This is a genomic window from Mesorhizobium sp. CA16 (assembly GCF_020165175.1).
Lineage (GTDB): Bacteria > Pseudomonadota > Alphaproteobacteria > Rhizobiales > Rhizobiaceae > Mesorhizobium.
In genome coordinates, this window is the sequence record NZ_JAIUHP010000024.1 from 46,914 (window position 1) to 60,710 (window position 13,797).

Consider the following 13,797-nt stretch of genomic DNA (forward strand, 5'->3'; position numbering starts at 1 on the left):
ATTTGACCGCCAGGGATGCCCGCCTTCATGCCTTCCGCTCCGACCTTGCCGATGCGAGGCTGAAGGGCGAGGTCGCCGCCGACCGCTTCGTCACCGGCCGCCCGGCGCGGATTGCGGCGTCGGTCGCCGATCTGCGCAAGGCGCCGCGCTCCGACGCGGGCGTCAACACGCAGGCGCTGTTCGGCGACGACGTGCTCGTTTTCGAGGACGCGGAAGGCTGGGCCTGGGTGCAGGCCGAGCGCGACGGTTATGTCGGCTATGTGGCCGACAATCTGATTGGGGCACGCGAACATGCGCCCACGCATGTCGTCTCCGTGCCGCGCACCTTCCTCTATCCGGGCCCCGATTTGCGGTTCCCGATCAGCGGGCAGCTGTCGATGGGGTCGACCGTGACGGTGACCGGCTCGGCCGAAACGCGCGGCACGCATTATGCGCTGCTGCCCTCCGGCCAGGCGATCGTCGCCCGCCATTTGCGGCCGATCGCCGAGCTGGCCGAGGATTACGTCACGGTCGCCGAAAGCTTCCTCGGCACGCCTTATCTCTGGGGCGGTGCCTCCGGCTTCGGCATCGATTGCTCCGGCCTCGTGCAGTTGGCGATGCGCATGACGGGCAAGGATGTCCTGCGCGACTCCGATATGCAGGCGGCGTCGATCGGCACGCCGTTCGAGCCGGGTCCGGACTATTCGGGTCTCCGGCGCGGCGATCTCGTCTTCTGGAAAGGCCATGTCGCGATCATGACCGACGAAAGAGGCATGATCCACGCCAACGGCCACACCATGCTGGTCTCGCGCGAGGGCCTTAAAGAGGCTGTCGACCGCATCGGCTATCTTTATGGCGGTCCGACTGGGTTTCGGAGGCCGTAGCGCCAGCCTCCCCTTCTCCCCTTGTGGGAGAAGGTGGATCGGCGCGCAGCGCCGAGACGGATGAGGGGTGCTGGACGGATCGCTACGTTGAAGAGCTAAGCGTCTTTAGCACCTTTATCTAGTCAGGTCTCGCTTCTTCCAGCACCCCTCATCCGTCTTGCCGCTACGCGGCAATCCACCTTCCCCCACAAGGGGGGAAGGAAGAATAGCGCTGATCCCCTTTTGTTCCGATTTTCCTTGGCGATTGCTTGCTGCCGCGCTACCTCTTGCGCGTGACCGAGCAGCCGCGCCTTGCCGAGCAGAATGCCGCCGTCCTGCTGCCTGAGCCATTCGTCAGATGGTTCGGCGAAAAGGGCTGGTCGCCGCGCGTCCATCAGCTCGAGCTGCTGTCGAAGGCTCAGAGCGGCCAGTCGGTGCTGCTGATCGCGCCGACCGGCGCCGGCAAGACGCTGGCCGGCTTCCTGCCGTCGCTGACCGAGCTGGCCAGCCGTTCCAAGCGAAAGCCGGGCGGAGCCCGCCGCGGCATCCACACACTCTACATTTCGCCGCTGAAAGCGCTGGCCGTCGACATCGAGCGCAATCTCGGCAAGCCGGTCGAGGAGATCGGCCTGCCTGTCACCATCGAGACGCGCACCGGCGACACGCCTTCGCACAAGCGCCAGCGGCAAAAGCTGGCGCCGCCCGACATCCTGCTCACCACGCCCGAGCAACTCGCCTTGCTGATCGCTTCGAACGACGCAAAGCGCTTCTTCGAGGACCTGCGCTATGTCGTGCTCGACGAATTGCATTCGCTTGTCACCTCGAAGCGCGGCCATCTGCTGGCGCTCGGCCTTGCGCGCTTGCGCGCCTTTGTGCCCGGGTTGCAAACCATAGGCCTGTCGGCCACGGTGGCCGAGCCGGACGAGTTGCGGCGCTGGCTGGTAAGCCAGGCTTCTCCAGGCGCCATGTCCGAGCTCATCGTCGTCACCGGCGGCGCGAAGCCCGAGATATCGATCCTCGACTCGGAAGAGCGGGTGCCCTGGGCTGGTCACTCCGCCCGCTACGCCACGCCTGAGATCTACCGGGAGATCAAGCGGCACAAGACCACGCTGCTGTTCGTCAACACGCGCAGCCAGGCCGAGCTGCTGTTCCAGGAACTATGGCGCGTCAACGAAGACACGCTGCCGATCGCGCTTCATCACGGATCGCTTGACGTCGCTCAGCGCCGCCGCGTCGAGAAGGCCATGGGCGAGAACGCGTTGCGCGCCATCGTCGCAACCTCGACGCTGGATCTCGGCATAGACTGGGGCGATGTCGATCTGGTCGTGCATGTCGGTGCGCCGAAAGGCGCCAGCCGGCTCGCGCAGCGCATCGGCCGTGCCAACCATCGTATGGACGAGCCCTCAAAGGCGATTCTCATCCCGGCCAACCGCTTCGAAGTGCTGGAATGCCGGGCGGCGCTCGATGCCAACTATCTCGGCGCCCAGGACACGCCGCCGCTGGTCAATGGCGGGCTGGACGTCTTGGCTCAACACGTGCTGGGCTGCGCCTGCGGCGCGCCGTTCCATGCCGATGTGCTCTTCGAGGAGATACGGACGGCCGCGCCTTACGTCAGCCTGGACAGGCCGACATTCGATCGGGTCATCGACTTCGTCGCCACCGGCGGCTACGCGCTGAGAAATTACGAGCGCTATGCCCGCATCCGTCAGACCAAGGAAGGCTTATGGCGGGTTTCAAATCCGGCCGTCGCCCAGCAATACAGGCTGAATGTCGGGACCATCATCGAAGTGCCGGCGCTCAATGTGCGCTACGTCCAGGCCGGCAGCAGAGGGGCGGCCTCGCGCGGCGGCAGGGTGCTAGGAAAGATCGAGGAAGCGTTTCTGGAGACTTTGACCCACGGCGACACCTTCATGTTCGGTGGCAAGATCCTGCGCTTCGAAGGCATTCGCGAGAACGAGTGCTTCGTCTCGAACGCACCGGGCAGTGACGCGAAGGTGCCCTATTATGGCGGCGGCAAATTCCCGCTTTCGACCTATCTCGCCGAGCAGGTGCGGGCCATGCTCGATGACCCGCAACGTTGGAAGAAACTACCTGAGCAGGTCGCTGACTGGTTAAGATTTCAGGCGGACAAGTCCGTTTTGCCGAAACGCGACGACCTGTTGATCGAGACTTTTCCACGCGGCAACCGCTACTACCTCGTAGCCTATCCGTTCGAGGGCAGGCTCGCGCATCAGACACTCGGCATGCTGCTCACGCGTCGCCTTGACCGGGCGGGCGCCAAGCCGGTCGGTTTCGTGGCCACCGATTACGCGCTGGCCATCTGGTCGCTGGCCGACATGGGCTGGATGTTCAAGAACAGAAAACCGTCGCTGGCCACGCTGTTCGATCAAGACATGCTGGGCGATGATCTCGAAGCCTGGTTCGCCGACAGCTGGCTGCTGAAGCGCACGTTCCGCAACTGCGCGCTGATTTCCGGACTGATCGAAAAGCGCCACCCCGGCAAGGAAAAAAGCGGCCGCCAGGTGACCGTTTCGACCGACCTCATCTATGACGTGTTGCGCAGCCATGAACCCGACCATATTCTGCTGCAGGCCACCCGTACGGATGCCGCGACCGGGTTGCTCGATGTCAGCAGACTTGCCGAGATGCTCTCGCGCATCCGCGGTCGAATCATGCATAAGAACCTTGAGCAGATATCGCCGTTGGCCGTGCCGATCATGCTCGAGATCGGCAAGATGCCGGTGAATGGCGAGGCGGACGAGACGCTGCTGATGGATGCCGCCACCCTCGTCGAAGAGGCCATGGGGCCGGAGATGGCGGACTGAAAGAAGGCCTAGAGGGGATGAATTTTTCGCTGTCGCGCGCAACGCTGATCGCCGAGGCCGACCCTGTCGGCATCGCCGGCGAGCGCGCGGTCTGCGACCGACGCGGCGTGCTCTATTTCCCCGATCTGCGGCTGCTCGCGGTCTCCGACCTGCATCTCGAAAAAGGTTCGTCCTTCGCCAGGCGCGGCGCGCTGATCCCGCCCTATGACACAGGCGCGACCTTGCTGCGGCTTCAGGCGGTCATCGCCGACTACCAGCCGCGGATCGTAGTCAGCCTGGGCGATTCCTTCCACGACGGCGGCGGTGCCGAGCGCATGCATCTGAGCTTCAGGGAACGGCTGGAGGCGATGATGGCCGGCCGCGACTGGTTCTGGGTCGCCGGCAACCACGACCCGGATGCGCCAGCCGACCTGCCGGGCGAGACCGTGCGGGAACTCGCCATCGGCTCGCTGCTCTTCCGTCACGAGCCGTCGAAGGTCCGGGTGGAGGGCGAGATATCGGGCCACCTCCATCCGTGCGCGCGCATCGTTCAGCGCGGGCGCTCGGTCAGGCGGCGCTGCTTTGCCGGCGATGGCGGCCGCATGATCATGCCGGCCTTCGGCGCCTATACCGGCTCGCTCAACGTGCTCGACCGCGCCTATGCCGGCCTGTTCCGGCTGGAAACGCTGATGGCCTATATGCTGGGTGCCGAGCGCATTTTTGCCATCTCCGGCTCGATGCTTAGACCGGGCTGAAACTTACTCCCTGCCGTAATAGAGGGTGACCGTGTGCTTCGCCTCGGCGAAGAACAGCCAGCGCTCGACCAGCATGCCGGCGAGCTGCGCGCCGGCGGCAAGCACGGATGCGATCGCGCCCAAGGGCCATGGCACGAAGTATACGATCGCCAGCAGGGCTGCCGGCGTTGCAAAGGCCAGCGCCTGCGTGATCAGCCGCAACTTGGCGCTGTGCTTGCGCGCGATGCGGAATCCCATTTCCTTCAGCAGATAGTTCTCTTCGGTATGCGGCCACTCGATGGAACGCACCGTGCCGCCGGCAAGGCCGGTCGCTGTGTTGGCGGTGGTCGGGATTTCCAGCCGGTCATTGTAGCGCCAAGTCGCAAGCTTCCAGCCCCAGCCGGCGAGCGTGGCAAGCAGAGCCCAGATCGGCATCGCCGTTGAACCCAGCTTGAACCCCTGGAGCAAGGCGTTGGCGAGAACGCTTCCGGTCATCGCCGCGAAGATGAGATAGGCCGGCAAAGTATAGCGGCTGTGCCACTGCGCGATCGGCTTCAACGAAGCATAGATCATGCCTGTCGTGCAGATTGTCATGACCGCACCTGCCGCCGCCAGCAGGCCGGCGACCGCCACCCATCCGCCGCTCTGCCCGAGAAGCACCCAGCCTATGCCGAACAGCGCGGCCGGAATGAAGGTTGCGACCGACGCCACGCCTTCGCGCGACAGCCACGAGCTGCGCCATTGCGAGAAAGCGCGCCAGGCTCGCTCAGGGCGGCCGAGATGGCCGGTCGAGGAGAGCAGGCCTGCAACAACAAGACCGAGCGCCAGCCCCATGCCGGCAAGGCCAAGCCAGAAATCGGCGGGGATCACGCCAAATCCGCCAAGCAGGCCGAGCAGTGCGAGCAGGCCGTAGCCTGCCCCGGTGGCGGTGGTGAAGAAGACGACCGAGAAAGCGGGATGCATGGCTAGTTCGAAAGCATGCGGTCGATCCAGCCGAGGAACCCGCCCTCGGCCTTAATCGGCTCCAGCGCCGGCGCGTCGACCTTCGCAGCGCGTTCGCTACGGGCGCGCGGCGGCAGATAGCTGTTGGTCGGCTTGTAGCCGAGCTCCGGCATCAGCGCGACGCCGCCACGCTCCTCGACAAGCCGCGAGATCGCGGAGGCCGGATCGCCGAGATCGCCGAAATGACGGGCGCTGGTCGGGCAGGCGGCGACGCAAGCAGGCACGCGGTCTTCCTCGGCCAGATTGTCGTTGTAGATGCGGTCGACGCAGAGCGTGCATTTCTTCATCACGCCGACATCCGTATCGAATTCGCGGGCGCCATACGGACAGGCCCAGCTGCAGAGCTTGCAGCCGATGCATTTGTCCTCGTCGACCAGCACGATGCCGTCCGAGGCACGCTTGTAGGAGGCGCCGGTCGGGCAGACGGTGACGCAGGCCGGCTGCTCGCAATGCAGGCAGGAGCGCGGGAAGTTCACCGTGCGGTCGCCCTGTTCGGTCGTGTGCTCGTAACTATGCACCCGGTTGAACCAGACGCCGTCGACATGCCCGCCATAGGGATCGATGTCCGTCAGCGGCGCCATGTGGCCGCCAGTGTTCCACTCCTTGCAGGCGGTGACGCAGGCCTGGCAGCCGACGCAGGTGTCGAGGTCGATGACGAGGCCGAGTTTTTTCTCGGTTCGAGCGGGAAGACAGGTCATTCGGCGGCTTCCCTCTTCATGCGGAATTCCGTGCCGAAGCGAAGCACGTCAGGCGATGGCTCGAAATGCGGTGGCTGTGCAAAACGCTCGAAATGCGGCTCGGTGAAGCCGGCTTCCTCCGCCGCGCATTTGACGATCCGCACGCGCACGTCAAACCACGCGGCCTGTCCGGTGACCGGATCGGAATTCGAATAGCGCTTGCCGTTGGCATCGGCCGCCGTCTGGTCGCCGATGATATGGTTGAGCAGGAAACCGCGATTGCTCTCCGCCGCATCGTCCTTCAGGCCCCAGCTGCCGCGCCGCTTGCCGATCGCGTTCCAGGTCCACACCGTGTCCGGGTTCACGCCGTCGATCAGCTTAATCTGGCCTTTCACCCTTCCGTTGACGCTTTCGATCCACACCCAGTCGTCGTCGGAAAGGTCAAGCTCGGTGGCGGTCTGCCTATGCACGAACAGCCGGTTCTGGCTGGTGATCTGCCGCAGCCACGCATTTTGCGAGCCCCAGGAATGGTACATGTGCATCGGCCGCTGCGTCAGCGCATGCAACGAATATTTTTGCAGGTCGACGGTGCTGTCCTCGAAGGGCGCGTACCAGAAGGGCAGCGGGTCCATATAGGCCTCGATGCGGCCGCGCTCGGCGTCCGGCGGCTGCACCTTGCCATGGCCGCGCCCGGCAAGCCTGAACCGCTGCATCGGCTCCGAGTAGAGCTGGAAGACGATAGGCTCGGCCTTGGAAATGAAACCCATCTCGACCGCGAAATCGAGATAGGCGCGGTTGCCCATTTTGTAATAGCGCTGGTCGTCGGAAAAATCGTGGTGCCAGAAGCCGCCATTGTCGATGTAGCGCTGCAGCTGGTTGGGGTTGACGTCGCCCCTGCCGATCGAGCCGCCATTCTCGCCGCGCCAGCCGGCTAAAGGGCCGATGCAGGGCGTGCGCTCGTGGTTGACGATGTAGTCGGCATAGTCGCGGTATTTCGCTGAGCCGTCCTCGTCGACGAAGCCCGGCAGACCAAGCCGCGCGCCGAGCTCGATCAGCACAGACTGGAATGGCCGCACGTCGCGGTCCGGCTGCACCACGGGATGGCGGATGGCGTCGCCCGGACCGTCGGCATGGCTGATCGGCCGGTCGAGCAGGCTGATGCAGTCGTGCCGCTCGAGATAGGTGGTGTCGGGCAGCACCAGGTCGGCGAACGCCACCGTTTCGGAATAATAAGCGTCGGAATAGATGATGAACGGGATCTTGTAGGCGCCCGCCTCGTCCTTGTCGGTCAGCATACGAACGGTCTCGACCGTATTCATCGACGAGTTCCACGCCATGTTCGACATGTACATCATCAGCGTGTCGATCGGATAAGGATCGCCGGCCCAGGCATTGCGGATGACCGAGTGCATCAGCCCGTGCGCGGCCAAGGGTGCTTCCCAGGAATAGGCCTTGTCTATGCGGGTGGGTCGGCCGGCCTCGTCGACGAGAAGATCGTCCGGGCCGCAGACGAAGCCGAGCGGCATGCCGTCCAGCGGCGTCATCGGCCGAACGTTTTTTCCGCATGGCTTCGGCTCCGGCGGCGCTGGGCGCGGGTAGGGCGGCTTGAAACGGAAACCGCCCGGAACATCGACGGTGCCCAGCAGAACCTGCAGCAGATGGATGGCGCGGCAGGTGTGAAAGCCGTTGGAATGGGCCGAGATGCCGCGCATGGCATGCATCGAGACGGGGCGGCCCCTGATCGTCTCGTGTCGCCGGCCTGCCCAATCGGTCCAGGCGACCGGCAGCTCGATCGTCTGCTCGAAGGCAACATGCGCCAGTTCCGCCGCGATCCGCCTGATCGTGTCGGCATCGACACCACAGCGCTCCGCTACCGCGTCCGGCGAATAGGTCTCGTCAAGATAGCGTTCGGCGATGAGCTGGAAGACAGGCACACAGCGCTGTCCGCCGATCTGATAGCTGCCGGTCAGCGCCGGTTTTGCTTCGGGGTCGGTTGCGTTGACCGGTTGCTTGGCCACTCTGTCCCAAGCAAGCGGGTTGCCGTCGCCGTCTCGCACGAACAGGCCGTCGTCGGCGGCCCCCGGCTCCTGCACGACCAGCACCGGCGCGTTGGTGTAGCGCAGCAGATAGTCGAGATCGACGCGGCCGGCCTTGAGCAATTCATGGACAAGCGCCAGCACGAACAAGCCGTCGGTGCCCGGCCTCATGCCGATCCAGTCGTCGGCGATCGCGTTGTAGCCGGTGCGGCAGGGATTGATCGAAACCACCTTGGCGCCGCGCGCCTTGAGCTTGCCGAGGCCGATCTTGATCGGGTTGGAATCGTGATCCTCGGCGACGCCGAACAGCATGAAGTATTTCGTGTTGTCCCAGTCGGGCTCGCCGAACTCCCAGAACGAGCCGCCGATCGTATAGAGCCCGCCGGCCGCCATGTTGACGGAGCAGAAACCGCCATGTGCGGCGAAATTGGGCGTGCCGAATTTCGACGCCCACCAGCCGGTCAGCGATTGCGACTGGTCGCGCCCGGTGAAGAAGGCAAGCTTCCTCGGATCGGTGCGGCGGATCGCCGACAGCCTTTCGGTGGCGATGGTCAGCGCTTCTTCCCACTCGATCTCGCGGAACTCGCCGGAGCCGCGCGGACCTGTGCGCAGCAACGGCTTCTTCAGCCGCGCCGGGCTGTAATGCTGCATGATGCCGGCGCTGCCCTTGCCGCAGATCACGCCCCGGTTGACCGGATGGTCCTTGTTGCCGTTGATGTAGCGGACCTTGCCGTCCTTGATGTGGACGTCGATGCCGCAGCGGCAGGCGCACATGTAGCAGGTGGTCTTGGCGACGCGGTCGGAGACGCTTGGCGAGGTCTCGACGCCATCGCCCTCCTCCGGCGCTCGGCTGTCCGCCAGCGGCCGCTGCGAGGGGGCGGAATTGGCGCCGCGCGGCGCGCCGGGATTCATGATCCGCGAACGCTCTTGCCGCTCGCCATTTTGGCCTTCGTCTTGGGACCCGGACCGCGCATATAATGGAGCTCGGGGTGATAGCGCTCGCCGGCGATCTGCCGCTTCACACGGCGGTTCCAGTGCGCGAACAGGGATTTGAAGCGCCCGATCATTTCAAGCCTTGGCGGCAATGCAGCTAATTTATTCCAACTTCCGATAAAAACTTAGAACAAAGCTATTGATGCGTCTAACAAGCAGCTCTTGTAATTCCGATCGATTTTGCTTCTTAGTTAGCCATGACCCTCGATCAGTTGCGCATCTTCGTCGCCGTCGCCGAGCACGGCCATATGACCAAGGCCGCCGAGCGGCTCGGCATCTCGCAGTCGGCGGCGTCGGCTGCCATCCGGGCGCTCGAAAGCCAGCACGGCGTGCGCCTGTTCAACCGGGTCGGCCGCAACATCGAGCTGGCCCAGACCGGCCACCGCTTCCTCCCGGAGGCGAAGGCGGTTCTGGATCGCGCCGCGGCGGCCCGCGGCGTGCTGGAGGATGTCTCGCAGACCGTCGCCGGCAGCCTGTCGATCGCGGCCAGCCAGACCATCGCCAGCTACTGGCTGCCGCGCCGCCTGGCGTCCTTCCACGAGGCCTATCCTGCCGTGAAGCTCAGCGTAACGATCGGCAACACCCGGCAGGTCGAGACCAATGTGCTGGACGGCCGCGCCGATTTCGGCCTGGTCGAGGGCCGCACCGAATCCGACATCCTGCGCCGCGCCACGGTCGACGAGGATCGCCCCATGCTGGTGGTGGCGCGCTCGCATCCCGAAATTCCGACGACGCGGGCGGGAAACCTCGACATCAGGGCATTGCGCTGGATCATCCGGGAAGGCGGGTCGGGCACGCGCGAGGCGCTGGAGGATTTCGCGCTCAGCCAAGGGGTTCCGCCGGCGGAGCTGCAGATTTTCCTCGTCCTGCCCAGCAACGAGGCGGTGCGCCAGGCCGTCGAGGCTGGCGCGGGGGCGACGATCATCTCGGAACTGGTGGTCGCGCGCTCCCTGGCGGAAGGCAGCCTCAGGGCCGTGCCGGTCGAATTGCCGAAGCGCGACTTCGCCATGATCACCCACCGCGACCGCCAGGCGAGCCTCGCGCAGATGGCGCTGAAGGCGCATCTTGGTGGAAAGGCCAGTTGAGCCCAGGCGGCATCAGGGCTGCATCCAGGATGAGGAATCATCACAAACGCTCGCGATTGGCCGAAGCCCTCCGAACTTCGTCATTCTAGGGCGAAGCAGTCGCGAAGCGACGTTGCGGAGACCCTAGAATCCATTCCGTTACATCGGCCAGGGAGTACAACGAAGCAGAATTCTGCACCGGAGCAACGCTTCAAACTCACGGAATGGATCCTCGGGTCTGCGCCGCGTCGCTTCGCTCCTTGCTCCGCCCGTGGATGACGACGTCACGGGCGTTTCGACCAACCTTCCGGGCATGCCGTCGCTACCCGATGGACAACCCCCGCAGCTACGTTGCGGCAAAACGCTCACGCGAATTTTCGCTGTGCGTCGAGCGCGAGTCCCAGGCCGACCGAGCCGAACATGTCGCCTTCGATGACCGATGCCTGCGGCACCAGCGCCAGGATCTGCCGTTTCGCCAGCGGGATGGCGGTCGAACCGCCGGTGAGGAACACGGCGGTGATGGCCGAAGCAGGGATGCCGGCGTCGGCGATCGTGTGTTTGACCGTCGCGGCCACGCGTTCGATGTCGCCGCTGATCGTTTCCTCCAGGCCGGCGCGTGTGATCTCGGCCGCGAAGCGCGCGCCGGGTAGCGACACCTTCACTTCGGCCGAGGCTTGGTCCGTGAGCGCGATCTTCGCCCTTTCGACCAAGCCCGCCAGCGCATGGCCGTAGCGATGCTCGACGACATGGATGAAGCGGTCGACGAGATCGGCACGCTCGGCCTCATAGCGGATCTGCCTCAGATCCGTCATCGCCTTGGCGGTGTAGACGAGATTGATGCGCTGCCAGGTGGCGAGGTCGATGAAATAGGCGGCCGGCAGATTGCGCTTGTGGTCCTTGGTCCGTGTCAGATAGCCGAGCTCGGGCATGACATGGGCGATGCTGAGCAGTCGGTCGAAATCGGTGCCGCCGATATGGATGCCCCGGTTGGCTAATATGTCGGCCTTGCGGTCGGTCGAGCGGGCGCGCTCCGGTGAGACTCGCACGATCGAGAAATCGGAGGTGCCGCCGCCCATGTCGACGATCAGCGCCAGCTCCTCGCGGGAAACCTTCTGCTCGTAGTCGAGCGCCGCCGCGATCGGCTCGAACTGGAAGGCGATGTGCTTGAAGCCTTGCACGCGGGCGGCCTTTTCCAATTCGCCCTGCGCCTTTGCATCGGCGGCCGCGTCGTCGTCGACGAACTGCACAGGCCTGCCCAGCACGACATTGTCGACTGCACCGCCTGTGTCCTCTTCCAGCCGCTTCTTGAGATGATCGATGAACAGCCCGACGATGTCGATGAAGCCGATCTGGCGCGCCTTGATGCGCGTCTTCTCGTTGGCAAGCGAGCTGCCAAGCACGCTCTTCAGCGAGCGCATCAGCCGGCCTTCGATGCTGTCGGTATAGTCGCTGATCGCGCGGCGGCCGAAATAGGTGTAGCCGTCCTCAAAGTTGAAGAACACGGCGCTCGGCAGAGTGGGCTGCTCGCCCTCCAGCGCCACCAGTCGCGCCCGGCCGTCGCGGATCACGCCCACGGTGGAATTGGACGTGCCGAAATCGATGCCGCCGAATGCCGATCGCATCGCAGCCTCCTGTCTTTGCTTCATGGCGGCATATCGTCGGCGACGCGTTGCGCGCCGTCATCCGGATTGCCGGACCGCTCTGCCGATCGAAATGTCTGTGCTTGTCCCTAGGCTGGGAGGCGGCGATGTATCGCAAAACCGGGAAAAGAGAAACCCTGTTTCGAACGGAAAACGGGTCTTCCGATTCTTCCCGAAGCATCAATCCTTGCGGAAGATGAGCCGGCCCAGCCAGCCGGTCAGCATGGCGAGCGATATGGCGAACACGCCATAGAGGAAGGAATAGTCATGCGCGACGCGGAAGATCGACTGCTCGAAGCCGGACTTGCGGATTTCGAGCTGGGCCGAGCTTTCCTTGACGAACATGCCGCTCTTGAACAGGAACGCGCGGGCTTTATGGGTTCCAACCGGCACGTTCGGTGCCAGCCGCACGGTGGCGCGAAACAGGTTCTGCGATAGGAACTGCACGCCGCCGACATTCTCGCTGTAGAGGCCGGTCGCCGCCTTGCGGTCGCGGAGCGCCGCGGTGAATTCCTCGATGGTTGCCGGGCTGTCGGTCTCGTCGGCGGGCTTCATATAGAGGTTCTGCGCGCCAAGCGAGAGCTGCTTGTATTTGGCGGTCTCGGCGATGTCCTGCAGCGGCCGCGTCGTCGCGACGGAATAGGAAACCGGCACGTTCTCGAACGTCTCCGAATCCAGATTGATCCAGACGCCGAGCACGCGATCCTTGCGCCGGACGACGACCGGCCTTGGCGGCCCTTCGAGCACGACGATCACGTCGTAGCGCCCCTGGCGCGCGATCAGCGGATCGGGATTCTCCAGCGATCCGAAGATCGTCAGGTCGGCGCCGGAGAAGCCCGCCGTGATGGAAATGGCATCCGTCGACAGGCCGATCTGAATGCTTTCGGCGGGCGGCGTCTGCGCCGTCGCCGGGGAAAGGGCAAAGAGCATCGACAACGAGACGGCGGCTGCAAATGCTCGTCGCGCCGCCATCAGTTGAGCCCCGCGGCGGACAGAGAATAGAGATTGGGCGGCGTCACGAAGAGATCGGCGGCAAGGCGGATGGCGACGGCCAGCACCAGCATCGCCAAAAGGGCGCGCAATTGCTCGCCGCGCAGCCGCTGGCCGGCCTTGGCGCCATATTGCGCGCCGGCGACGCCGCCGGCCATCAGCAGGAAGGCCAGGATCACGTCGACCGTCTGGTTGGTCGTGGCATGCACCAGCGTCGTATAGGCTGAGGTGAAGATGATCTGAAACAGCGAGGTGCCGATAACGACATTGGTCGGCACCTTGAGCAGGTAGATCAGCGCCGGCACCATGATGAAGCCGCCGCCGACGCCCATGATCGACGACAGGAAGCCGATCCCGGCGCCGAGCCCGAGCACAGGGATAACACTGACGAACAGCTTCGAGGCGCGGAAGCGCATCTTGAACGGCAACCGGTGGATCCAGTTGTGCTGTCCGGATTTCTTGAGCACGGGTGCGGCGCCGCTGCGGCTGGCTCGCAGCGCGTTGACGCTTTCGAACAGCATCAGCCCGCCGACCGTGCCGAGCAGCACGACGTATAGCAGCGAGATGAACAGGTCCAGCTGGCCGAGCCGGCGCAACAGCGCGAAGACGAAGATACCCGCCGTCGAGCCGACGATGCCGCCGGCCAAAAGCACGCCGCCCAGCTTGAAGTCGAGCGTGCCGCGCTTGAAATGCGAAAGCGCGCCGGAGAAAGAGGAGGCGATGACCTGGTTTGCGCCGGTGGCGACGGCGATTGCCGGCGGGATGTTGTAGAAAATCAGAAGCGGCGTGATCAGGAAGCCGCCGCCGACCCCGAACATGCCCGACAGGAAACCCACCGCGGCGCCCATCGCGAGCAGCACGAAGATGTTGACGGAAATTTCCGCGATCGGGAGATAGATGCCCACCCGTCTGTCTCGATCAGTTTGTCTGCCGGCGCACAGTGCCGTCCCCGGACAGTAAAGCACCGAAAAGCCAATTTTTTCTTGCGCCGGGGGGGGGGGGGGGGGGGGGGGGG

Annotated in this window: 10 protein-coding genes; 4 read left to right on the plus strand and 6 right to left on the minus strand. The window is 64.6% G+C overall.

The window, feature by feature from the left end:
* The first annotated feature begins 2 nt into the window (after positions 1 to 2).
* The 3 genes from LB525_RS25685 to pdeM all read left to right on the plus strand — a co-directional run bounded on the left by LB525_RS25685 (position 3) and on the right by pdeM (position 4,401).
* The gene (locus LB525_RS25685) at positions 3 to 863 is read left to right on the plus strand and encodes an NlpC/P60 family protein (protein WP_224548751.1); all 861 of its coding nucleotides are present in this window, start codon (positions 3 to 5) and stop codon (positions 861 to 863) included.
* 272 nt (positions 864 to 1,135) lie between these two features.
* Positions 1,136 to 3,667, plus strand: coding sequence for a ligase-associated DNA damage response DEXH box helicase (locus tag LB525_RS25690; protein WP_224548786.1), 2,532 nt, complete (start codon positions 1,136 to 1,138; stop codon positions 3,665 to 3,667).
* Between the two features lie 17 nt (positions 3,668 to 3,684).
* On the plus strand, positions 3,685 to 4,401 hold the full coding sequence (pdeM, locus tag LB525_RS25695) for a ligase-associated DNA damage response endonuclease PdeM (RefSeq protein WP_095765921.1): 717 nt from the start codon (positions 3,685 to 3,687) through the stop codon (positions 4,399 to 4,401).
* Positions 4,402 to 4,404: 3 nt separating this feature from the next.
* Here the strand turns inward: pdeM and LB525_RS25700 are convergent, their stop codons facing one another.
* The 3 genes from LB525_RS25700 to LB525_RS25710 are packed head-to-tail and all read right to left on the minus strand — an operon-like array spanning position 4,405 to position 9,007.
* On the minus strand, positions 4,405 to 5,343 hold the full coding sequence (locus LB525_RS25700; protein ID WP_224548762.1) for a dimethyl sulfoxide reductase anchor subunit family protein: 939 nt from the start codon (positions 5,341 to 5,343) through the stop codon (positions 4,405 to 4,407).
* 2 nt (positions 5,344 to 5,345) lie between these two features.
* Positions 5,346 to 6,080 carry a 4Fe-4S dicluster domain-containing protein gene (locus tag LB525_RS25705; RefSeq protein WP_224548765.1) on the minus strand — a complete coding sequence of 245 codons (735 nt, stop codon included), beginning with the start codon at positions 6,078 to 6,080 and terminating at the stop codon, positions 5,346 to 5,348.
* Positions 6,077 to 9,007: a molybdopterin oxidoreductase family protein gene (locus LB525_RS25710; protein WP_224548767.1), complete on the minus strand. Its 2,931-nt coding sequence runs from the start codon at positions 9,005 to 9,007 to the stop codon at positions 6,077 to 6,079. The genes LB525_RS25705 and LB525_RS25710 overlap by 4 nt, the downstream gene beginning before the upstream one ends.
* Positions 9,008 to 9,285: 278 nt before the next feature.
* Between LB525_RS25710 and LB525_RS25715 the strand changes: the two genes are divergently transcribed.
* Positions 9,286 to 10,173: a LysR family transcriptional regulator gene (locus LB525_RS25715; RefSeq protein WP_224548769.1), complete on the plus strand. Its 888-nt coding sequence runs from the start codon at positions 9,286 to 9,288 to the stop codon at positions 10,171 to 10,173.
* A 344-nt stretch (positions 10,174 to 10,517) separates the two neighbouring features.
* Here LB525_RS25715 and LB525_RS25720 read toward each other — a convergent pair whose 3' ends face one another.
* The 3 genes from LB525_RS25720 to LB525_RS25730 form a co-directional block, all read right to left on the minus strand.
* On the minus strand, positions 10,518 to 11,774 hold the full coding sequence (locus LB525_RS25720; RefSeq protein WP_224548771.1) for an Hsp70 family protein: 1,257 nt from the start codon (positions 11,772 to 11,774) through the stop codon (positions 10,518 to 10,520).
* Between the two features lie 198 nt (positions 11,775 to 11,972).
* Entirely contained in the window at positions 11,973 to 12,764 is a 792-nt protein-coding gene (locus LB525_RS25725; RefSeq protein WP_224548773.1) for a TIGR02186 family protein, read from the minus strand.
* The gene (locus LB525_RS25730; RefSeq protein ID WP_095765915.1) at positions 12,764 to 13,687 is read right to left on the minus strand and encodes a sulfite exporter TauE/SafE family protein; all 924 of its coding nucleotides are present in this window, start codon (positions 13,685 to 13,687) and stop codon (positions 12,764 to 12,766) included. Before LB525_RS25730 ends, LB525_RS25725 begins: the two co-directional genes overlap by 1 nt.
* Positions 13,688 to 13,797 lie beyond the last annotated feature (110 nt).

Excerpts from the sequence above, each read along its gene's own strand:
- pdeM (WP_095765921.1), top strand. The coding sequence starts at position 3,685 with ATGAATTTTTCGCTGTCGCGCGCAACGCTGATCGCCGAGGCCGACCCT.
- LB525_RS25700 (WP_224548762.1), bottom strand. The coding sequence starts at position 5,343 with ATGCATCCCGCTTTCTCGGTCGTCTTCTTCACCACCGCCACCGGGGCA.
- LB525_RS25705 (WP_224548765.1), bottom strand. The coding sequence starts at position 6,080 with ATGACCTGTCTTCCCGCTCGAACCGAGAAAAAACTCGGCCTCGTCATC.
- LB525_RS25710 (WP_224548767.1), bottom strand. The coding sequence starts at position 9,007 with ATGAATCCCGGCGCGCCGCGCGGCGCCAATTCCGCCCCCTCGCAGCGG.
- LB525_RS25715 (WP_224548769.1), top strand. The coding sequence starts at position 9,286 with ATGACCCTCGATCAGTTGCGCATCTTCGTCGCCGTCGCCGAGCACGGC.
- LB525_RS25720 (WP_224548771.1), bottom strand. The coding sequence starts at position 11,774 with ATGCGATCGGCATTCGGCGGCATCGATTTCGGCACGTCCAATTCCACC.
- LB525_RS25725 (WP_224548773.1), bottom strand. The coding sequence starts at position 12,764 with ATGGCGGCGCGACGAGCATTTGCAGCCGCCGTCTCGTTGTCGATGCTC.